Source organism: Vibrio sp. MED222 (assembly GCF_000153005.1).
GTDB classification, from domain to species: Bacteria; Pseudomonadota; Gammaproteobacteria; order Enterobacterales; family Vibrionaceae; genus Vibrio; species Vibrio tasmaniensis_A.
Genome location: NZ_CH902606.1, coordinates 212,361 through 233,338 on the forward strand (window position 1 = coordinate 212,361; position 20,978 = coordinate 233,338).

General features: G+C 44.9%; 16 protein-coding genes. 7 read left to right on the forward strand and 9 right to left on the reverse strand.

Annotated features, from left to right (window positions below; translation table 11 throughout):
• The first annotated feature begins 19 nt into the window (after nucleotides 1-19).
• The gene (locus MED222_RS20285; RefSeq protein ID WP_009844912.1) at nucleotides 20-1,042 is read left to right on the forward strand and encodes an ABC transporter permease; all 1,023 of its coding nucleotides are present in this window, start codon (nucleotides 20-22) and stop codon (nucleotides 1,040-1,042) included.
• A gap of 9 nt (nucleotides 1,043-1,051) precedes the next feature.
• Complete coding sequence (locus MED222_RS20280) at nucleotides 1,052-2,701, forward strand: ABC transporter ATP-binding protein (protein WP_009844913.1); 1,650 nt, start codon at nucleotides 1,052-1,054, stop codon at nucleotides 2,699-2,701.
• A 96-nt stretch (nucleotides 2,702-2,797) separates the two neighbouring features.
• On the opposite strand, the gene MED222_RS20275 is transcribed toward MED222_RS20280, so the two are convergent.
• The 3 genes from MED222_RS20275 to MED222_RS20265 form a co-directional block, all read right to left on the reverse strand.
• Nucleotides 2,798-3,991 (reverse strand): carbohydrate porin, encoded by a 1,194-nt coding sequence (locus MED222_RS20275; protein ID WP_009844914.1) that lies wholly within the window; start codon nucleotides 3,989-3,991, stop codon nucleotides 2,798-2,800.
• A 31-nt stretch (nucleotides 3,992-4,022) separates the two neighbouring features.
• The gene (locus MED222_RS20270; protein ID WP_228012653.1) at nucleotides 4,023-4,562 is read right to left on the reverse strand and encodes a hypothetical protein; all 540 of its coding nucleotides are present in this window, start codon (nucleotides 4,560-4,562) and stop codon (nucleotides 4,023-4,025) included.
• A gap of 727 nt (nucleotides 4,563-5,289) precedes the next feature.
• Nucleotides 5,290-7,197 carry an amidohydrolase gene (locus MED222_RS20265; protein ID WP_009844916.1) on the reverse strand — a complete coding sequence of 636 codons (1,908 nt, stop codon included), beginning with the start codon at nucleotides 7,195-7,197 and terminating at the stop codon, nucleotides 5,290-5,292.
• Nucleotides 7,198-7,560: 363 nt separating this feature from the next.
• Here MED222_RS20265 and MED222_RS20260 point away from each other — a divergent pair, with 363 nt between their 5' ends.
• Nucleotides 7,561-8,451, forward strand: coding sequence for a LysR family transcriptional regulator (locus tag MED222_RS20260; RefSeq protein WP_009844917.1), 891 nt, complete (start codon nucleotides 7,561-7,563; stop codon nucleotides 8,449-8,451).
• A gap of 148 nt (nucleotides 8,452-8,599) precedes the next feature.
• Here the strand turns inward: MED222_RS20260 and MED222_RS20255 are convergent, their stop codons facing one another.
• The 6 genes from MED222_RS20255 to MED222_RS20230 form a co-directional block, all read right to left on the reverse strand.
• The gene (locus tag MED222_RS20255; protein WP_009844918.1) at nucleotides 8,600-9,637 is read right to left on the reverse strand and encodes a linear amide C-N hydrolase; all 1,038 of its coding nucleotides are present in this window, start codon (nucleotides 9,635-9,637) and stop codon (nucleotides 8,600-8,602) included.
• Between the two features lie 136 nt (nucleotides 9,638-9,773).
• A complete protein-coding gene (locus MED222_RS20250; protein ID WP_009844919.1) occupies nucleotides 9,774-10,655 on the reverse strand; it encodes a LysR family transcriptional regulator in 882 nt (293 codons plus the stop codon).
• 136 nt (nucleotides 10,656-10,791) lie between these two features.
• Nucleotides 10,792-11,349, reverse strand: coding sequence for a hypothetical protein (locus MED222_RS20245; RefSeq protein ID WP_009844920.1), 558 nt, complete (start codon nucleotides 11,347-11,349; stop codon nucleotides 10,792-10,794).
• Nucleotides 11,325-12,053 carry a winged helix-turn-helix domain-containing protein gene (locus MED222_RS20240; RefSeq protein WP_009844921.1) on the reverse strand — a complete coding sequence of 243 codons (729 nt, stop codon included), beginning with the start codon at nucleotides 12,051-12,053 and terminating at the stop codon, nucleotides 11,325-11,327. The genes MED222_RS20245 and MED222_RS20240 overlap by 25 nt, the downstream gene beginning before the upstream one ends.
• Before the next feature lie 22 nt (nucleotides 12,054-12,075).
• A complete protein-coding gene (locus MED222_RS20235; RefSeq protein WP_032555004.1) occupies nucleotides 12,076-13,464 on the reverse strand; it encodes a hypothetical protein in 1,389 nt (462 codons plus the stop codon).
• Nucleotides 13,461-13,715, reverse strand: a complete 255-nt coding sequence (locus MED222_RS20230; RefSeq protein WP_009844923.1) for a cold shock domain-containing protein — start codon at nucleotides 13,713-13,715, stop codon at nucleotides 13,461-13,463. The genes MED222_RS20235 and MED222_RS20230 overlap by 4 nt, the downstream gene beginning before the upstream one ends.
• A gap of 267 nt (nucleotides 13,716-13,982) precedes the next feature.
• On the opposite strand from MED222_RS20230, the gene MED222_RS20225 reads away from it, so the two are divergent.
• The 4 genes from MED222_RS20225 to MED222_RS20210 all read left to right on the forward strand — a co-directional run bounded on the left by MED222_RS20225 (nucleotide 13,983) and on the right by MED222_RS20210 (nucleotide 20,734).
• Complete coding sequence (locus MED222_RS20225; protein WP_009844924.1) at nucleotides 13,983-15,395, forward strand: TolC family outer membrane protein; 1,413 nt, start codon at nucleotides 13,983-13,985, stop codon at nucleotides 15,393-15,395.
• 150 nt (nucleotides 15,396-15,545) lie between these two features.
• Nucleotides 15,546-16,631, forward strand: coding sequence for an efflux RND transporter periplasmic adaptor subunit (locus tag MED222_RS20220; protein ID WP_009844925.1), 1,086 nt, complete (start codon nucleotides 15,546-15,548; stop codon nucleotides 16,629-16,631).
• 6 nt (nucleotides 16,632-16,637) lie between these two features.
• Entirely contained in the window at nucleotides 16,638-19,757 is a 3,120-nt protein-coding gene (locus MED222_RS20215) for an efflux RND transporter permease subunit (RefSeq protein ID WP_009844926.1), read from the forward strand.
• Nucleotides 19,758-19,954: 197 nt separating this feature from the next.
• Nucleotides 19,955-20,734: a hypothetical protein gene (locus tag MED222_RS20210; protein ID WP_009844927.1), complete on the forward strand. Its 780-nt coding sequence runs from the start codon at nucleotides 19,955-19,957 to the stop codon at nucleotides 20,732-20,734.
• Nucleotides 20,735-20,978: the final 244 nt, after the last annotated feature.

Genomic DNA, 20,978 nt, shown 5'->3' on the forward strand with positions numbered 1-20,978 from the left:
AACAAGGTATTGATAATAAATGTTTAACAACCCTTTAGCTGAAGCTCGTTGGTTACGTTTTAAAGCAAACAAGCGTGGTTTTATCTCCCTTTGGATATTTACCATCTTGTTTGGATTGAGCCTGTTCGCGGAGATCATTGCCAACGATAAACCACTCTTGGTTTCTTATGATAATCAGTGGTTTGTACCTGTTATCAATGAGTACGCCGAGACAGAGTTTGGTGGCGAGTTTGAAACCGAAGCCGACTACAAAGACCCGTATGTTATCGAACTCATTGAAGACAACGGTTACATCGTGTGGCCAATCATTCCTTTTAGCTACGATACGATAAACTTCGATATTTCGGGCGCGGTGCCATCGGAGCCAGATTCAGTGAACTGGCTTGGAACCGATGATAAAGGGCGAGATGTATTGGCTCGCATCATTTATGGGTTCCGTATCTCTGTTCTGTTTGGTTTTATTCTGACGATTGTATCGAGCGTAGTCGGCGTAGTTGTCGGGGCAACGCAAGGTTACTACGGTGGTTGGGTCGACTTGTTTGGGCAGCGCTTCATTGAAGTCTGGTCTGGAATGCCGACCTTATTCTTGCTGATCATTCTGTCGAGCTTCATTGAACCGAATTTCTGGTGGTTGCTAGGGATTATGGTGCTCTTCAGTTGGATGAGTTTGGTTGGGATTGTGCGAGCTGAATTCCTACGTTGTCGAAACTTTGATTATGTAAGAGCCGCGCAAGCCATGGGCGTTGACGACAAACGCATTATGCTTCGCCACATGCTACCCAACGCGATGGTGGCTTCGTTAACCATGATGCCGTTTATCCTTTCAGGCTCGGTCACCACATTAACGTCGTTAGATTTCTTAGGCTTTGGTTTGCCTGCGGGTTCGCCTTCATTAGGTGAGCTATTGGCGCAAGGTAAAGCTAACTTGCAAGCGCCTTGGCTTGGCATTTCTGCTTTCGTCGTACTTTCATTGATGTTGACGTTACTTGTCTTCGTTGGTGAAGCGGTGCGTGATGCTTTCGACCCACATCAACAGAAGTAAGGATAGGTTATGACTTCAAATACAGTTCCTGCTTCAGGGTCAACAGCAGAGGCTTCGAATGCATCTCCAGTTCTGACCATAGATAAATTGTCTGTCGGGTTTGGGCGTAAAGACTCGATAGAACAAGTGACGCAAGACGTCTCGTTGGAGATATACAAAGGTGAGACACTCGCGCTGGTGGGCGAGAGTGGCTCCGGTAAATCGGTTACGGCTAACTCAGTGTTAAAGCTGCTACCTAAAGGCTCATCGCACTACTTAAACGGTAAGATCAATTTCTCTGGCACCGATATTCTGAGTTGTTCTGAAAGGCAATTGCGAGGGATTCGTGGTGGCCGCATTGGCATGATCTTTCAAGAGCCTATGGTTTCGCTTAATCCACTTCATCGAGTCGGTAAGCATCTGGTTGAAACCCTCGCGATTCACCGAGGTATGCGAACCAATAAAGCTCAAGCCTTGGCGATAGAGTGGCTTTCAAAGGTGGGTATTCGTTACCCAGAGCAGAAGATATCAGCGTACCCACACGAGCTATCAGGTGGAGAGCGTCAGCGTGTAATGATCGCAATGGCTCTGATTAACGAGCCAGAGCTGCTTATCGCTGACGAGCCGACGACTGCGTTGGATGTATCAGTACAAGCGCAGATTCTCGACCTGTTAAAAGATCTGCAACAAGAGCTGGGTATGGCGATGCTCTTTATCACACACGATTTGAGTATCGTTCGTAAAATTGCCGACAGAGTGGCGGTAATGAAAGATGGTCGCTTGGTTGAAAGCAATGACTGCCATACCCTGTTTAATGCTCCAGCTCACCCTTATACGCAAAAGCTTATCAACTCTGATCCGAAAGGCTTGCCCGTTCCAGTTTCTCCGGAAAGTGAACCTCTGCTCGATGTTAATCAACTTCGTGTTTGGTTCCCGATTACGGGCGGTTTATTCAAGCGAACCATTTCTCATGTCAAAGCTGTGACCGATATGGAGTTCACTTTGAAGAAAGGGCACTCAATCGGTTTAGTTGGCGAAAGTGGCTCTGGTAAATCGACAACCGGTATGGCGATACTCAAATTGGTGCAAAGTGAAGGTTCAATTACTTACGCAGATGAACAAATTCGGGGCTTAAACCGCCAACAGATGCTACCGTTTAGAAGCCGTATGCAAGTGGTCTTTCAAGACCCATTCTCGGCGTTAAACCCGAGAATGTCGGTTGCTCAGGTGATTGGCGAGGGTTTGTTAGTGCATCAACAATTGGACGACACTGAACTCGACCAACGCATCTGCGATGTAATGAAAGAGGTCGACCTAGACCCTGAAACTCGTCACCGTTACCCGAATGAGTTTTCGGGCGGTCAAAGGCAACGTATTGCGATTGCTCGTGCTTTGATCCTTAAGCCAGAGTTTATCTTGCTCGATGAACCAACATCGTCACTCGACAGAACCGTTCAAGCGCAAGTACTGGATTTGCTGAAGTCACTTCAAGAAAAGTACGGCCTGACCTATTTGTTTATCAGTCATGATCTGAATGTCGTGAAATCCTTGTGTCATTACACCATCGTCATGAAAGCTGGCGAGGTAATAGAGAAAGGTGACACTGAGACTTTGTTTGGTAATCCGCAGCATGAATATACTAAACAATTGGTGTCTTTATCTGAGGTTGGCACGCCTTAATCGATGAATTTCGATTCAATGTGAAAATCCAAAAAAGAGCCTGATCACTGATGATCAGGCTCTTTTTATTTAGAACGTCTTAGTTTATGCGTGGTACTAGAAAACGATATTCGTTCTTAGGCCAAACAACGCGACTTTGCTTTGAGTGCTGACTGCAGGTGTGACGTATTGCGCATCCGCGGTAAAGGTTAACCATGGCGTCGCTTGGAACGCGTAGTAGATCTCAAAACCTTGCTCGTCTTTTAATTCAGCTCCTAGTGGCAAATCGCTAATGCTGTTTTGTAACGCATTAGACAAGTTGTAGTAATAGTAGCCCGCGCCCCATTGATCTTGAGGTCTGTCGAAGAAGAAAGCGTTGCCTCCAAAGCCGCCAACAAACGTTCCATCAATGATATTTGGATTACCGTCTGCCGCTGCTGCTCTTAGATAGACCGCGATGGTATCGTCATTGTTCTCGTAGATATTGTGTGTTGCTTGAGCTCGAATGTTGTACTTATATTTTGCAGTTTCACCCAAAGACGAGTAATCCACTCCTTCTTCAGTGCTGTATGTACCAGACATACCAAACGTAGAACTTCTATCGAACAGTTTGAATGAGTGAGTCGCACCTAATGAGAAGTTCACGCCATCATCAAACCAATCATTGAACCCTAAATTGTCATCGTATCGATCTCTTGGATCATAAATCATCGCCATGATTCGTGTATCGCCGATGGTGTGGTTCAGGATGCCGCCAATAAATGATGGCGGTGTCACGCCACTTGGTGGAGCAGAAAAAGCAATGTTCATGAATCCATGACGAGTTGCACCACCGTAGAATGGCGCATTTCGTAGTAGCTCAAACGCGTCGATCTTGCCAAAAAGTAGGTTGGTGTTGTCATCAAACTTGTGTGTGTAATACAAGGATGAGAAGAAAGGGCTGCTGCTGTCTGCGTAATGGGCTGAATTAGGTACTGACAAACTCGAGAAGCCAAAGTCGTTCGCATCTCCGTTTAGATAGATCAACTGGGTGCGAAAGGTGCCGTTATTCCATAGGCCTGCATTTTCGGTATCAAGCGCTGCAAACAGATCAAAACGGTGTGTGAACTCATTTGAATTTGATGGTGAGCCATAAACCGCCGATTGGTAAACGTTGGTGTATTCAGCATCGAGCGAGAGTCCGTTGTCTTTAATGTGACTACGATTTCCTCCCCAATCACCGGTTAATGTATCAGAGTATGGTTGGCTTGCATTAGCTAAAGACGATAAAAAAAGTGGAGCTAAACAAAAGGGTAATGATAAAAATTTCATAATTAAATCTTATTGTTAGAACGTAATCTGGCTAAGCGCATTGAGATAGATAAGCAGGGCTGTTTAGCGTGCTGGCCAGTTGTGAATGGCGTTGATGTTTAAACAGTGCACTCAATGCATCAAACGCTTCTGAAATGGACAGATAACCTTGCTGATAAGCGAAGGAAACCGAACTTGCTTTACCGTCGTTGAGGTCGTGTCTTGAGATCGCAATGCCATGGTTTTGCGCGAGTAAAAACAATGCATCCGCGTTAAGAGGTTGCGAGTCCGCATTCTGCTGGTGACGCAACTTGTTGACGAGTGAGTGAATACGCTCAATACATTGGCTAAGTCGGTGATAGCGAGAGGTGTTCACCGTTGTCGCAATATGCTGGCAAACCTTTACCAATGCCTCCATTTGATCTGTTTTCGCTGAAGACGAAACCATCTTTTCAATAACTGCATTTAGCTCGGCAAGATATTGCGTTCTAAGCTGGGGTAATACCGTCACTTCATCATCCTTAATGTATCCGCGTAGCTCCTTGCCAAGTGACTCTAGATAACCCATATCTAATTCCCAAATGGTAGACATAGTATTGACCTGAGTTGTAATTGACCGGGTCATGTTATCGATTTTGGTGATGATAAAACTAATTTTGAAGTTTTTATGTTTTTATTAAGCTATTGTATTTATTGATTTTTCATTGCATTTCATCTGCTTAATAGACGTTTCAATACCGGTGTCATCAAAGGAAAACAAAAGAGAAGATTGGCTGATGAAGAAGGGTACAGTTATGGTGGTAAACAGCGCAATTAAATCAGATTTATGTGGCTTTCATGAGGCGAGGTGAGATGCTACGAAAAGAGGTTAGCCAGTTAAAATGAGAAGGTGTGGGGCTTTTATCTTGCCTAGTGCCAAGTGTGATGAACACACTTGTTCACGGTATGAGCTCAATTCGCTAGAGCCAGTATTTAGAAAGCTGCACTTGTTGAGCTATGTTGTGGCTAATAGATTGCACCACCAAACAGCAAATGTCCTCGATGATCTGTGAAGTGTTGGGATATTTGGTTGTGATGTGGAAAGCAGTGAGATAGGGGATTGAAGGTGTGCGAGCGTGTCGGATTGAGTTTGAGATCTTTGTATAGAGATAATTGAATATAGGAGGTCTGTATCGCGGAATCGGTAAACATGTATCATAAAAAGAAAAAGTGATAGCGGACGCTGAGGTCACACTATCACTTTTTGAGAACAATGAAGCTTAAGCTATTGAGATACTTTCGCTCAGCTTAGAGCAATGTTCATCGTTATTGTACCTACGTTATTTCTGTTGAATCGCCGTAAGAGCATGTTGGAAGTACAAGCTTGTCGCACACACATCGTGGTCATGATCATGATGGTGGTGATGACCGTGAGCGTTGTGGTATCTGTTGATTACATTCACAACTTTCATATTTTGCTCAGTCATGGCTAAACCAGAGTTACTGTTTTTTACAGGAGCAGGGATACCTTGGTAAATCGTTGCTTCAACTTTTATCTTGTTGATGTCTTCAGGTTTTACTGTGTATGGGTTGTCGTCAAGTACCGTAAAGTTGGCCGTTTTACCGATATCAATGGTACCAACTTCATTTTCTAGACGTGCTGTGTATGCTGCATCAATCGTGATTGCGCGCATTGCTTCATCAACTGTGATGCGCTCTTGAGGTCCCATTACCGTTTTGCCAGACAGACCAATTCTGTTTACAGCAGCCCAAACTAACCCTAGTGGTTGCGCTGGTGCCATTGGTGAATCTGAGTGCAATGATAAAATACCACCCGCATCGATGAATGAACGTCCACGCGCCATCACTTCTGCACGCTCTTGACCGATACCTTGTTCAGAGTAAAGCTCAGCCAGAATATGTGTGTAGTAAGGGTTTACACTAAAGTTTGCGCCAAGTTCAACGGCTTTAGGGATGTCGTCTTTATCGGTAATACCTAGGTGATGGAAGCTGGTTCTGTGATCGTCTCTGCTTTTTTCTTTGTTGAGCTTGTCGACAATGTTCAATGCAGTCTCAAAGCCTAGATCACCATTGGCATGGATAACAATCGTGTAGTCGTCTTCCCAGTAGGGGCGCATACTTGCTTCAAGATCTTTAGGCTCTTGCAACCATTCACCTGAGTGACCATCGGTGTAACCATCTTTAAGTTGCATTAACTGGCTGTACATTGCGCCGTCTGCAAACAACTTAACGAATTTAGGTAGCCATTTGATCTGTTCGCCTTGATAAGACGGGTGCTGAGTCAAACCTTCGGCAATCGCTTTACCTTTGGCAGGGTCGTTTTCTGCCATCATGTAGGTAAAGTTACCAGCTGGCATTAACCAGTAATCCATTGGGAAGTTACCGTCTTCAAGAATGTCGACTACTTGTTCGAACATCTCTGGTGTTGCAACAACACCTGGGTCAATCGCGGTAGTGATACCACCAGAGTGGATGTAATCTTTGGTTCGCTCCATCCCCGTTGCAAAAATGCCGCTATTTACCCAGAAGCTCATTACATCATTGAGAAGGATTTTAGCTCCAGCTTCATAAGCATGGCCTCGTTCCCAGTCTAGCTGATCGTAGTTATAGCCTTCGCCAGTCCAGTCTTCTTCAGACCAACCTAGCATTTCCATCGCTGCATCGTTGAAGAACAATTCGTGGAAGCTACGATGCCAAATGATAATTGGTCGGTCTTCAGAAATGTTATTCAGCAACTCGCGGCTCATTTCATTGCCGTGGAAGTAGTGATGGTAGCCCCAGCTTACCAATGGTTCGCCTTCTGCCAGTTCACTTTCTAACTCTGTTAAACGGGCTAAGTAGTTATCATGGCCTATTACGCCTTCAACGTTGCCCCACGGTAAATCCCAATCAGCAGGAGTAATAAAGTCTGCGCCGATCAATAACGCCATCAGCCAAAGGTGAACGTGAGGTTCAACGAAGCCCGGTGTAAGAACGCGATCTTCAAATGATTTATCAATCGTAAAACCATCTTTAGATTGGTACTTAGTGGTAAGTGTTTTTTGATCGCCAAGGTCGAGGATTTTACCGTCTTGGACTGCGATAGCGTCTACGTTGCTATGATCGTGATCTGAAAGAGTAATGATGTCGTTCGATACATAGAGCGTGATAGGGCTAGTAGAGGTTTCGGCGAAAGCAGGTGTGGCGACTAGGCCAGCAATAACCGTTGAGAGAAGTAGCTTTTTCATAATGGATCCTATTGCTCTCAACTAACGACCTTGTTTTATGAGAGGATTCAGTCGACCATCGCGCTTTGGAAAATCAATCTTCCTGTGAGCGCTTAGAAAGTCAGTTCTTTGTATTCACGGATAAGTGATAAGAAAAGAGAGGCGGTAAACCCATAATTAGCAATGCGTAACTCTGTTCAAATAAGTGTGTATAGCTAACTTCTGGGCTTACTGCCAATACATAGAGAAGCGAATTTTATCGTTCAAATACAGAGTGAAAACTCTCTTCGCCTCACATTTGTTGCTAATTTAGCAGTGTTATTACGTTTCTAATAACGCATAATGATGGGTAAAACCAAACATTAATAATCTAAGGCGGTGGGGATGTTTTCTTATGAACACTTAAACTCATTCTGTGCGACGTATGACGAACAGAGCTATAGCAAGGCTGCGAGATTCCTTGGTAAAGATAGAACAACCATTCGAGAACAAGTGAAAGCGTTAGAAGACAGCTATCGAACCATTTTATTTACGATTGAAGGAAAAAAGGCGGTACCAACCAGCTTTGCACGTTCTATTTATAAGCAGTCAAAATTGTTGGTGCAAAACAGTGAGCGATTGCATCTAAGAATGATGAATGCTTACCAACAAGAACTGACCCGTTTAGATTTCTATCACGATACTCTGATGCCCAACGATTTAGTGGTGGAGATAGAACAGCATGTTTTGAAGGCTCACCCGGACATGGTGCTCAATTGGCTGCATCGAAATCGAGATGAGATCTTGGTTGATGTGACACAAGCGCACAACAAAGTTGCGATCATGCAGCACCGAATGGAAAACATGTCGGAATACCCAATCAGCGCCATCAAACTTGGTGACGGTGATATTGCTGCCTACGCACGGATTGATAGTCCTTTGTTCAAAATCGGTGAGATTCGACTTGAAGATCTTCAATTAGAAACGCAATACATCAGTGAAAACCAAAGCAAAACCATGCCAGAGTGGTTGGGCATATCACCGTATTTTCGCACCGTTAGTAATAACGATATGTTACTGGAGTTAGTGAAAGTGAATGGCTGGGCGTTACTTCCAAAAAGCTTAGCGACCGAAGCGGTGAACACGAAGCAGCTACGCCGAATAGAGTTCAATGAGTTGCTTTCACACAGCGCGAAGTTCGGGCTCTCATTCTTCTATCCAACGAGTTTTGAAAATACCAATGTGTATAAAGGTTTGGTTGAAGTACTGAAGGGTTACGCAACTAAGAATTTGTAGACCCAACTTTAGTATCGCTTTGAAAGGTACTTAATATAAGTTGAGAGTGAGAGCGCGGTAGATGCACTCTGGTTGAAGCGGAGTGTTGATTATGAATAGGACAAAGGCCAAGTGGCCTTTGTCTCAGGTTTACGCGTGCTTAGTTTGATTAGTTTGCAGATTTAATGATCGTTTCAGTCACATCTCCAATCAAACCCGGCTGGATTAACTGGAAGCTGATCGCTTTTCCAGATTCTTGGATATCTCGCATGTTGTATTGAAGCTGAGTGAAGTCATCTCCCCACTGATAGCGAAGCAACGTTTCTCCTGTTTGTAGGTGATAGTTAACAGCGTATTCCGTCGCGTAGCCAGACATCACACCATCAATGGGTGCAATTGGCGCATCATGTGGGATCTTGTAAGTAAGCGAGTCCAGTTTGACCATACCGTTGATCACGCTGCTCGGCTCCGTAAGGTGTTCCATGTAGTAACTTGAATGTACAAACCTGTCTTCTGGGTTGGCATTACCGCCAGTCCCTAAGTTGGTTTGTGAGTATTGTGCTTCTTTTGGCCCCCAACCGCGTTTAGAGCGTTCTACATTGGCCAGATGTTGGTCGTAATCGGGTTGGTTGGTCATTACGGTGTATTCCGCGCCATGCCATACTCGAGGTCCTTCTGCTCTAAATTCTATAATTGCTGAGTCACCCGATGTGTCTTGAAGGCTAATGTGCAGAGCAATTCTAACGGGAATACCGGGTACGAATTCAATGGCAGGTTGCGATTTTTCAACGAATTTAACGGCCTCTTCAACAGTACTAAACTGCGATAAAACATGTTTAAGGTAGGTCAGCGTACCTAAGTCGTCAGCTTGCGTTGAGTCATCTGTATCCATGTTTCGGTCGTACAGCACATTACCACTAAGCCCTTCACTATTCATACCATCAGTAATTTGCCCATAAGTTGTTAATCCAGTGACATCATATTTAGAGGTTACTTGGTTAGAGTTATTTAAGTGGGTAAGGTAAGCGCTGTTTTTTGGAATGTTGACGAGGTGGACGTTGGTTGGTTCTGACCAGTCCACTGTACGTGAAACGAATGTGCCTTGATCTTGTGTATCCCAAAGCAAGCGGGTACATGCTTCGGCGGCAGTAACAACGCCCATAGAGAAGGTAGCAATAATAGCGGTAGATAAAATTTTCTTATTCATGATGAATGCCTTTGTAATTTGAGAACGCAATCATCATGACATTGAATCTAGAAACGAAAAATTCACATATGCGGGTTAAAATCCATCAATATGGCTAGATAACACGTTAATATTGTTACCTAACCCATTAATATAACTATGGGGCGAAGTGTGCTTGAGTGATTTTCTTGATTGTAGGTAGTGGTTCTTTGTTACCCATTGATACTGGGTAATACAAGGTTAGTCCAAAATTAAAATGATTTGCGACCTGTTTTACTTGGAGAGCTACCAACTCGCCGCGCTGGACTAGGGGCTTTGCTAGATCGGTACTCATGATTGCCCAACCGTCATGTTTTACCAATTCTAATAAGAGGTCGTTATTGCTGACTAGGTGGTACTGGGGGGAAATAAAATAGAGCTCTGGTAGCGTGTTGAAATGGTTTTCGCTCACATATTGCTTGTCTAACTTTAAGTCTTCAATTGACAGCGCGTTGAGGTGAGGGAGTTTGCTTCTTTTTCCTGCATACATACCTAGCTTGCCATAGCCCAAAGAGAAGAACTCGATATTTTTACTAAAACGTTGGATGTTTTTATGCTCCATAAGCGCGATGCTGTTCGATTCAGATTCAATGTTATCAAACGCGTCCTCTCGATTACGATGCAGCCAATGCACACGAAGTTCAGGGCATTTTTGTTGTAAAGCGTGCTCGATTTTGACAGCCAAATTGAGTGGTAGCGAAATGTCGTGATAGATATTGAGCGTCAGCATCTCATCCATATAGATGTTTTCTAATGAGGTGCTGAGCTTCTCAGTGTTATTCAACACAACCTTGGAGCGTTGATAGATATGATCAGCCGCTTGAGTCGGTGTTGCTTTCTTTCCGATGATTTCAAATAGCGTAACGCCATATAAGTCTTCGACGGCCTTTACTTGGTCTCGTATTGTGGTGCGGTCTTTGCCTAACTTTTTGGCAGCTGCGCTGTATGAAGATGCTTCGTACGTGGTGCAAAATGCCAATAGATGCTCATAAGAAAACATGCTCAAACCTCAATAGAAAGTAAACCCAGACCTTATGATGGAAATTATCCCGCATTAATGTTGAATTCGCTAAATTTTATCTTCGGTAATGAGATGAAAATGTGATCAATACTAGGTGTTTATTTTTCGAGTTCGATTAACGCGCTTCAAGCAAATGCGGTGTGTCTATTTTTATCTGCCTTACCAAACCTATATACGGCAATTCAGTGATGATTTCATGTGACGATACAGAGATGATTTTTCTTGGCGTTGAGAACATACGGAGGATTATATCTCTTGAGAAAGCGTGGAATTTAACTTGATCAATTTTCCTTGATGCTTCTTCTAAACGAATTGAGTCTGCAATCACATCAAACTGGATATGGTTGTTTTCAAAGCGTTGCCACTCAGTGTCGAACTTCACCGTCACCTGAGCAACGGAACCTGATGGGGCGAAAAAATTGAAGTGCATGGCGTGATAAGACTTGTCCTTAGTCATGAAGACTTCAGATTCTGTCTCGACGACGCGTATATCCCATAACTGAGCCAAGTAACCAAATTGACCTGGGTATCTTCTGTGCTTATACGACCAATACTGATCGACAAACACCGATTCTGGGCTGTATTGAGAAATGTAGATGTCTTTGATGACGTAAGAAATCAGCGCCACAATAATGAAACCGCTTGTGATTATTTTAGTGGTGATAGATGACATACAAGCACCTCCTTATTGTGATCTCGCCAAAACAATCTCGGCAGTGACGGGGCAGAGCTTTCACGATGAAAGGGTAAAGTATCGAAGAGTGCACTCTGTTGAGCTTCAATCAGTAGCGATTGGCAGATTTGAATGTCTTGATCACTTGGCGTCTCAGCGTTTTGATGGATCAACATCGGGATAGGTGGCGCTATGGTCGGCTCTGCGATTAGGCGACTGAATGCGCCGTTATGGTATAAGCCGACTAAGTTCCAGCCGATAAAAAGAACACATGCGAACCTGATAAGGTTATGAATAAAAAAGGTTTTGTTATGTTGAACCCAGTTTGCTGTTTTTGACCATAACGAAGCGTGGCGAGCAATCAATGATTGGTATTCTGTTTCAGTGAGCGCTTGAGTTTCTCCGATGTAGGCGTAGCCCTTCATCACTTGAGTTTGGATGAACTTTGGTTGTTCGCTCGAATCTCCCAGTTGGGCACGCAAGTTTTTTACCGCGGTGGCGACACTCGATTTTGCACGCGTACTTTCCCAAATGGCCTCAAGAATAAATGATGATGTGAGGTCAGAACCTGAATGTTCAATGAAAAGTGACAGCAACTTCCACTCATTGGAACGCAGTTGCGTCTCTTGCAAAGACGTCAGGTTTAACAGCTTTCCGCTTTGACTGTTAAAAAGCAGATTTTGATTTAATAGGTAGAAACTCATCGTAGCTCACTCAAGGTTAAGTCTAAATCTTACTTAAGGTGGATCGTATCGTCAGTAACTTTTGAGCCCACTTGCGACGCCGAGCAAGCTCAAGTGGACTCTCTTGTTTCGCTAATATGCGATCAGCGTGCGCTATTTTATTGGTCAGCCAAAGGCTTTGATACTGAAAAATATTTCTCACTATCGTATCAGCGGTCGCTGAGTTAGTTTTTGATTTCAACTGTTCAATGGCTTGATTTATGTTGTCGAGTTTGGCTTTTAATCGAGCTATTTGGTCTTGAGGTGAGAGTGTTGGGCGTCCTTTCTTAACGGGTTTATCTATTGCCGAGCCACTTTCACCATCGCTACTTTGGTTAGATTTTAATTTTGAACAATCGATGGTGCGCTCATTAAGCTGATGTTCTTGGCACAGTATCTGATCTTCTAATACTAGGCTCTGATTGACGAGTTTTTGCAGTTCGCTCATCGGTTTTCTACCGGCTTTTGTTTGGGTTGTTGCTTTGCTGTTTTTTTCGAGCGCCTTGGCGGCCAGTGTTTCGATGCTTAATGCTGCTTGGTTGTGTGCATGACACACCTTTCTGTATTCGAGGTACGTATCTTGAAGCGCTTGCTCTTGTCGCATTAATTGCACAGGCAAGGGGAGTGCTGGTCTGCCCGCGCTGCTTTGTGCTTGCCTTAGCAGCAATGAATCTATTTTGTTGTCAATAATATGCAGCATCAGTAAGCGAATGATCTTTCGTTGATGCTTGATGCGCTCAAGCACAAACGAAGTGTCGTCACTCCAGAAATGATTGAGACTTTCTGAACCATTCAATAAAGCTCCGTTAAGCTCTCTGATGCTTGATTTGAAGCTTTCAGTGACGGTATAGAACCAATCATCTTGTTGAAAGCCAGTCGCCTTAACTAATGTACTTTCGAGCCAAGAGGCCACTGTTTGCGAAACTAACGTTTGCGAGATTACCGTTTGAGATATTCCCTTTTGTGATATTCCTTTTTGCGTGACAGCTTGCTCATGGAGCCAAAGCTGATCCGCGAAATCACACACAAGTATTGACCTTGGCTGCGCAGGAAGCGATCTAATCCGAAGCTGGTACAGGCTAATAAGTTGCTGCACATTACCTAATACCTTCTCTTGGGTGCTTTGCCATTGCTTGATCGGATCAGAATGACGTTGCGCAGACAGCATTAGGTTATCAATGCTGCTCCAAATCTTATACTCCTCGGAGGCGCTGATGATGTCGGCGTTAATGAGAGCCAACTGCTCTGCGTTGTGGTCTGGGTAGTGTTGACGAAACTGAGCTTGGTAACGAAGGTTAAGGCTCACGTAATCTTGATAGTCTTTTACAACGTGTTTAGCAAGCTTCACAACTGGCGACAGCGTAGGACGACCTCGTTGATGAGTCTTCATCATACTGACTCAAATGCGGAGAATGGTTTTGCCAGAGGTAGCACTTTGACGGCATTCCAGTGAGGCTTACCTTTTACTTCCTCAAGCTCCATATAAACTCGCTGACCTTCCTCTACGTTAATTTCACCATCAAATTCAATGACACTGATGTGAATGAGTACATCAATATCACCGTGATCAGGTTTAGCAAAACCAAACCCGTTTTCTAGGTGAAACCAAGTGATGTAGCCACGAGTGCAAATCAAATCGGACATTTACGAGATTAACTCAGTGAATAGGTAATGAGGTGATTCTATCAGTGGGTTTTATGACTAATTTTGATTTAAATCTATTTAATAAGTAATTAATTAAATCCAAATTCTATGTGGAACCCGACACAAAACCCTCGGTATTTGCCAGTAAATCATGACTTAGAACAAGTTTGATTCCGACGGCGCTACAGCTCAACGCCCTAAATCGCAAAACTTGACTCAAAAGGGCGCAAGTCCGTTCATCCATTTGATGTGTTGGTGGGTCATTCCATGAAAAAACAAACTTCAATGCTTACAAGTTCGGTTGCCGTTAATCGCAGAACGCCGAGATCTTCTATGAAGATCTCGGCGTTAGCTGTGCTGGTGGCCGGAGCATTAACGAGCTACGGAGCATTGGCTGAAAGTGTCAGCTTAAGCGAGCTGTATCAGCAGTCTCTCGACAATAACCCTGCGTTAAAAAGTGCAGCACTAGCCATTGATAGTGCGACCTATGGTGCAGACAAAGTAGGTGCCGCGTATTTACCTCAGGTTGATGCAAACCTTGCGTATGGTGTGCTTCGTAACAGCTACACCACACTCAACGAGATAGACACCAACGCGGCGCAAGCGTCTATTTCTGTTGGGCAAAATCTTTATAACGCGGAACTGAACGCGGCAAATGAGCTAAGTAATCAGCAGGTTGAGCTCAGCCAAGTCTCACACCAAGTCGCGTTAGAGAGCCTCGCTTTACAAGTCGTGGTGGGTTATTTCAATGCCCTTAAAGCGCAAGAGTCGTTAAAGCAAACCAAAGCGACACAAGAAGCGATCGAAGAGCAACTTAAGCAAACCGAACGTCAATTTTCATTGGGGATGATTCCGGAAAATGACGTGATTGATGCGCGCGCTCAGTTCGATTTAGTTTCTGCATCGGTGATTGTGGCTGAAAACGAAGTTGAGAAATCATTGGACGCGCTTTACGAGCTGTCTGGCAATGAGTTTTCGTCGGTTTATCCACTGAATACGGACCGTTACGACGCAAATATCCCAACGCCGGAAAATGCGCTGACATGGCAGGAAAAAGCCCAGCAATTTAACCCTGAGATGCAAATTCAGAAACAGCTGGTTGAGCTAAGCAAGCAGCAGATTGAACTTGCGCAAGCTGGACATCAACCGTCGTTAGGCTTGGTTGCTGAGTACCGGTATACGTTTGCGAGCGAGATTCGTAGAACCGAGATGGGTCAGTCAAAACAACAGTTTAATAGCATTGATGACAACTCAACTGTGTTTGCAGGTGTAGCAATGACCTTGCCTGTTTACCGAGGCGGGGCAACCAGCAACGAAGTACAACAAGCCAAGGTTCAATACCAACAAGCCCTTCAGCTTCAAGAGCAATCTTGGAGAAGCGTAACGCGTCAAATCCGCGGTGCAGAAAAAGACCTCAATGCCCTTATTAGTGCTCAGCAAGCCTATGCCAACTCTGTTCATTCTGCCGAACGTTCACTTGTTGCGACTCAACAAGGTTTTGAAATTGGCAGCAGAACGATTGTCGATGTGCTGAACGGAACTCGTCAGCTCTATGCGGCGAAGCAAGACCTGACTGAAGCGCAAATTGATTTCATTTTGGTGTCACTGCAGCTCAAGTTCTTGGGTGGCGAGCTTTTACCTGAAGACATCAGTGCGATTAACGCTGGTTTGAAACGCTAGTCGAAAAAGCTGGTTAAAGCGCTCGCTCGAAATCATGGCGTCAACGCCGAATAGAAAATAGATCAAATGTGATGGCACCTGAGGTTGAAGCTCAGATTGAATCAAGGATGCGGTCACTCAATGTATCGACGTATTTGTAGAGAACACACGATGAAAAAAACAATAACGTTATTAACCGCAAGTATCTTACTTGCAGGCTGTGGTGGTAATTCACAACCTACGGAGCAAACCGCTGCTCCAGTGCCTAGTACACCTGTAACGGTGGTACTTGCCGAGGAAATGGCGCATTCGCCAATCCAATACCATGTAGGAAGAATGGAGGCGGTTGAGTCTGCTCAACTGACACCAAGAACCAGTGGTTTCTTGTTAAATAAACTCTTTGATGACGGTGCCTTTGTCGAAGCGGGCGCTGTGCTTTTTGAAATTGACCCAACGTCATACCAAGCGGCATTTGATGCGGCAAAAGCAACCTTATCTGAAGCGCAATCGGCAATGAGCTTGACTCAGCTAAACCATGAAAGAACCACTCAGATGTTGAAGTCGGGCGGTATTTCACAGTCGCAGCTTGATTTGAGTATTGCGGAGCTAGAGATGGCGAGATCTCGAGTGGTATCTGCGCGAGCAAACGTAAGAGTTCAGCAAGACAACTTAGACCAAACCCAAGTTAAAGCACCGTATTCAGGTCAGTTAGGGAAAAGTAACTTCTCTATCGGTGACATGGTAGGCCCTAACTTTGGCCCATTGATTGACCTGATCAAGATGGATCCGATCGATGCCACTTTCTCGATTAAAGAAAGCGAACTGAGTCAATATCAGCTTCAAGGTAAGCAAGCAACATCAGTATTGCTTGAGCGTGATGGTCAATTGACGGACTACCAAGGCAACATCGCTTTTGTTGATAACAAAGTGAATGCAGCCAGCGGTACGGTGACGATTTCTGCCTCTTTTGATAACAGCGAAGCGGGTCTGCTGCCAAATCAATTTGTTCGTGTTGGTCTAACGAGTGCAGAACCGTTAAGCGGCGTGCAAATTCCTCATAAAGCGATCCATCAAGATCAGCTCGCTCAATATGTACTTACCATCGAAGAAGGCAACGCGGTACGTCGTGATGTCGTTGTAGGTGATCGAATTGGACAAGATGTTTTCGTCGCAAATGGCTTGGACGCCGGTGAACCAGTGATTGTTGGCGGACTGCAACGTATTCGTCCTGGTGCTCCTGTTTCAGTTGCGGAGTAATAGATTATGATCAGTAAATTTTTTATCGACCGACCGAAATTTGCGTTTGTTATCTCGATCTTCCTGACCTTGATTGGTTTGATTGCGATTAAAACCATGCCGATTTCAGAGTACCCAAGCGTGACGCCTCCGCAAGTTCGTGTCGTCGCGTTCATGCCGGGTGCCAGTGCTGAAACCGTAAAAGAGGTGATTGGTAATCCAATTGAAGAGGAAGTGAACGGTGTAGATGGCATGGTTTACATGCAGTCGCGTTCAACCAACGATGGCCGTTACTTCTTAAACATTACCTTTGATAACAGCGTTGATGCGGATATGGCGATGGTTAACGTATCTAACCGCGTCGCCGTTGCTGAAAACATGCTGCCGTTTGAAGTTCGTGCTCGTGGTGTGCGTATTCGTAAAGCCGCGCCGGATGACTTGCTCGCGATTGCTTTCTACTCTGAAGATCAATCGATGTCAGAGCTAGAGCTTAACAGCTGGGTCGAAGCAAACTTCATGGAGCGTATCGCTCGTATCTCTGGCTTAGCAAGCAGCGATTTGATTGGTGCGACCTATGGTATGCGCGTGTGGCTCGATATGGACCGCATGGCGTCACTGGGTGTGACAACATTTGATGTGAAGAACGCGATTCGTGAACAAAATGCAGTAGTGCCAGCAGGGCGAATTGGCCAAGGTCCAAGTCGTGAAAATGCCGCATTGCAGTTTAACTTGATCACTCAAGGTCGACTGTCGAGTGCAGAAGAGTTTGAACAAATTATTGTAAAAACCTTAGCAGACGGCAATCAAATCTACCTGAAAGATGTATCAAACGTAGAGATTGGTAGCCAATTCTATGATGCCTACGCAACCTACAATGGCGGAGATGCTGCTCTAGTCGCAATGCAGGCTAACCCAGATGCCAACGCTTTGGAAACAGGCGCTGCGGTTAAATCGGTACTGAAAGACATTGAAAGCATCATGCCAGCCGGTATGACTTACGCGATCCCATACGACACCACCTTATCGGTTGAAGCGTCTATTCGCAGCATCGTCGAAACCTTAATTGTTGCTGTCGGGCTTGTGATTGCGGTGACTTACCTGTTCTTGGGTAATGTCAGAACAACACTTGCACCTGTGATTGCGATTCCTGTGTCTTTGATTGGTACTTTTGCTTTCATGCAATTGGGTGGCTTTAGTATCAATACCGTTACCTTATTTGGCTTGATTCTGGCGATTGGTATCGTGGTGGACAATGCCATTTTGGTGGTTGAGAACGTAGAACGCATTCTCAATGAAAACCAAACCATTGATGCCAAAGAAGCCACCAATCGAGCTATGAAAGAAGTCACCGGCCCGATTGTCGCATCGACATTAGTCATGCTTGCGGTGTTTATTCCTGTGGCATTGCTTCCAGGCATCACGGGGCTGATGTTTGCTCAGTTCTCTATCACCATCTGTATTGCTTTGGTGCTATCCGCTATCAATGCACTCACGCTGTCACCTGCATTATGTGCAATGGTTATGAAGCGTAACCCTAAGCCTGCTAAGTGGTTTGTGGCATTCAATGCAATGTTCGACAAAGTAACAAACGCGTATGGCAAAGCAGTCTCTTTATTGGTGCGCAAATCAGCAGTGCTTTTGGTTTCGTTCGCAGTGGCTATTGCTGCCATGGTGGCGATGAATGACAAGCTACCGACGGCATTTGTTCCAGCTGAAGACAAAGGCGTGTTGGCGCTCGCGATGTTCTTGCCTGATAACGCATCGAAAGAGCGTACTCATGACTTGATTCGTCAAGCTGAAGCGGTATTAAACCAAGACCCAGCAATTGAAGATTTCGCAGGTGCAATTGGCTTCAATGCTCTGACCGGTGGTGTTGCCGCTAACTCAGCGACCATGTTTGTTAATTTGAAAGACTGGGATGAGCGTCTTGCAATGGATGGCGACCATACACAAGCTGCGGTTGCCCAGCGCATCAACATGCAATTGTATGGCATTGATAAGTCGATGAGCATCGCTATGGGTCTACCACCTATTCCAGGTATTGGTATCGGTGATGCACTTGAGTTTATGGTGCAAGACACGTCTGGCCGCACTGCTCAAGAACTCGCGCAAGTGACTTACGCGATGATGGCAGCGGCTAATCAAGCGCCAGAAATCACTAATGCGATGACGACTTATCGTGCCAATGTTCCACATTACAACGTCGAAATTGATCGCGAGAAAGCGCGTCAGTTAGGCGTACCACTCAGTGCAATTAACGATGCGATGGCGACACATCTGGCGTCTTCATATGTTAATGACTTTGCCCTAAACGGAAGAAGCTACCGAGTTTTTGTTCAAGCTAAAGGGGAACAACGAAATGATCTATCTGATGTGCTACGCATACATGTCCCGTCGGCGCTTGGCGAACAAGTTCCGCTGTCTGCTGTCGCAACGATCGAACCGACATTAGAACCTGACCTAGTTACAAGCTACAACATGTTACCTGCGGCACGTTTACAGCTAAATCCAGCTCCAGGTTACTCATCTGGTGAGGCGATTGACGCAATGGAGCGTATCGCCGAGGAAGTTCTCACTCAGGGTTACACCTATGAGTGGACGAACATGGCTTATCAAGAGAAGTTGGCGGGGAACACGGCTCAAATCGCTCTGGTTTTAGCTCTGGTATTCATCTACTTATTCCTTGTAGCTCAGTACGAATCATGGGCTCTGCCTGCTGCGATCATTATTGTGGCTCCAACCGCTGCTGTGGGTACTTTCGCGGCGTTATTAGCGGGTGGGCAGGCCTTGTCTATCTACGGTCAAATTGGCTTGATTCTATTGATTTCCCTAGCAGCTAAGAACGCGATTTTGATGGTCGAATTCTCAAAGCTGAAGCGTGAGACTCAAGGTTTAAGTATCGAAGAGGCAGCTATCCAAGGCGGCAAGATGCGTTTTAGAGCCGTAAACATGACGTCATGGTCATTCATCCTTGGCATCTTGCCTTTGGTGTTTGCCAATGGTGCAGGGGCTATCTCTCAGAACACGACTGGATTGGCATTGCTGGGTGGCATGTTGATGGTGTTGGTGGTCGGTTCGATGATGACTCCGGGCTTCTATGCCATTTTCCAAACACTCCGTGAAAAGCTTAAAACGAAACAACAGTAACTCATAGCCTCAATAAAGTGACGGCAAAGGTGTGTTGCTGCTTTATTGATGGTTTTTACCCCTCGTTATGAATTTTAAAGATTGTTTTTACCGTCTAATAATTGAGGGAGGCAGGGAGTATTTCTCTGACCCGTTTTTAAATCTGAGCCATGTGAGTACGGAAGCGGCTATGGCTCCAATGAGAATAAGGTTTACACATGAAAAAACTATTATTGACCGCTTCAATGTTAGCTGCAATGTCTGGTACTGCTTTGGCGAATGAAGAAGAAAGCCAAGTGATTGATCCATCGGATCTAACTCGCGTTTATACACAAGCTGCTTTTTTTGTTACTTCTGACGCTGATATCCGTTTGTCTTCAATGCTAACTGGGTCATGGTCTGAAACGACTCAGTTCGGTGGCTTTATCGAAGGCAACTTTGGCGACTCAGATGCTAAGCCGGGCAAAGATTCAATGGGCGTTGACTACCTTGGTAGCCGAGCTCAATATTTCCAAGTGTCAGCAATTGATAGTTCATTGATGCCACGTGTTGGCTTCATGGCGGACTTCATCCACACTAAGAACTCGGCACTGGGTTTGGATGACAATACCTTGATGTCTGTCGGTGCTATTGGCTTGATTAACCCTGCTTATACCGGCGGTGCAATGCTGTTTCCAAACGTAAACTACACCATTGGTGAAGTGTTTGGTGAAACGGCAGACGGCTACATGCTAAACCTGTTTGCTACTATCCCAATGGGAGATTCTGGCGCGTTTGTTCAAGCATGGCCTGAATACATGAACGTTTCTGGCGACACAGTTGAACTTGAGTCGACGTCTTTCAACATCATGATGAATGCTCCTATTAAGGAAGACCGAACTCAGTGGCTAATGACGAAGCTCCAATACGCATCTGCAGATGTGACTCTGCCAACGGGCGTTACGCTAGAAGGTGACTACGAGCTAAAAGCAGAAGTCGGCGTGAAGTGGTTCTTTTAACGCACTAGGGTGAGCTATCTATGGTTCAACTAGCCATGGTTTAACTATCTATGGTTTAGCGTCCTAACAAGCGGTAACTAAGCTATGGTTTAAATAAGAAGAGAGCTAATGATGTTAGTTCTCTTCTTTTGTTTTATGGCGCTAAAGATAGCTTTAATCCAGTGAACTCGATGCTTGAACCATAATTCAACATGGTCATTTTGTTGTTTTAAGATTACACTGCGCCCAATATTTCAGAAGTACA

What these genes read in the sequence shown, in the direction of transcription:
- MED222_RS20250 (WP_009844919.1), bottom strand. Translation starts at nt 10,655, where the DNA reads ATGTTTTCTTATGAGCATCTATTGGCATTTTGCACCACGTACGAAGCA.
- MED222_RS20285 (WP_009844912.1), top strand. Translation starts at nt 20, where the DNA reads ATGTTTAACAACCCTTTAGCTGAAGCTCGTTGGTTACGTTTTAAAGCA.
- MED222_RS20225 (WP_009844924.1), top strand. Translation starts at nt 13,983, where the DNA reads ATGAAAAAACAAACTTCAATGCTTACAAGTTCGGTTGCCGTTAATCGC.
- MED222_RS20245 (WP_009844920.1), bottom strand. Translation starts at nt 11,349, where the DNA reads ATGTCATCTATCACCACTAAAATAATCACAAGCGGTTTCATTATTGTG.
- MED222_RS20265 (WP_009844916.1), bottom strand. Translation starts at nt 7,197, where the DNA reads ATGAAAAAGCTACTTCTCTCAACGGTTATTGCTGGCCTAGTCGCCACA.
- MED222_RS20275 (WP_009844914.1), bottom strand. Translation starts at nt 3,991, where the DNA reads ATGAAATTTTTATCATTACCCTTTTGTTTAGCTCCACTTTTTTTATCG.
- MED222_RS20280 (WP_009844913.1), top strand. Translation starts at nt 1,052, where the DNA reads ATGACTTCAAATACAGTTCCTGCTTCAGGGTCAACAGCAGAGGCTTCG.
- MED222_RS20255 (WP_009844918.1), bottom strand. Translation starts at nt 9,637, where the DNA reads ATGAATAAGAAAATTTTATCTACCGCTATTATTGCTACCTTCTCTATG.
- MED222_RS20215 (WP_009844926.1), top strand. Translation starts at nt 16,638, where the DNA reads ATGATCAGTAAATTTTTTATCGACCGACCGAAATTTGCGTTTGTTATC.
- MED222_RS20230 (WP_009844923.1), bottom strand. Translation starts at nt 13,715, where the DNA reads ATGTCCGATTTGATTTGCACTCGTGGCTACATCACTTGGTTTCACCTA.
- MED222_RS20235 (WP_032555004.1), bottom strand. Translation starts at nt 13,464, where the DNA reads ATGATGAAGACTCATCAACGAGGTCGTCCTACGCTGTCGCCAGTTGTG.
- MED222_RS20260 (WP_009844917.1), top strand. Translation starts at nt 7,561, where the DNA reads ATGTTTTCTTATGAACACTTAAACTCATTCTGTGCGACGTATGACGAA.
- MED222_RS20240 (WP_009844921.1), bottom strand. Translation starts at nt 12,053, where the DNA reads ATGAGTTTCTACCTATTAAATCAAAATCTGCTTTTTAACAGTCAAAGC.
- MED222_RS20220 (WP_009844925.1), top strand. Translation starts at nt 15,546, where the DNA reads ATGAAAAAAACAATAACGTTATTAACCGCAAGTATCTTACTTGCAGGC.
- MED222_RS20210 (WP_009844927.1), top strand. Translation starts at nt 19,955, where the DNA reads ATGAAAAAACTATTATTGACCGCTTCAATGTTAGCTGCAATGTCTGGT.
- MED222_RS20270 (WP_228012653.1), bottom strand. Translation starts at nt 4,562, where the DNA reads ATGTCTACCATTTGGGAATTAGATATGGGTTATCTAGAGTCACTTGGC.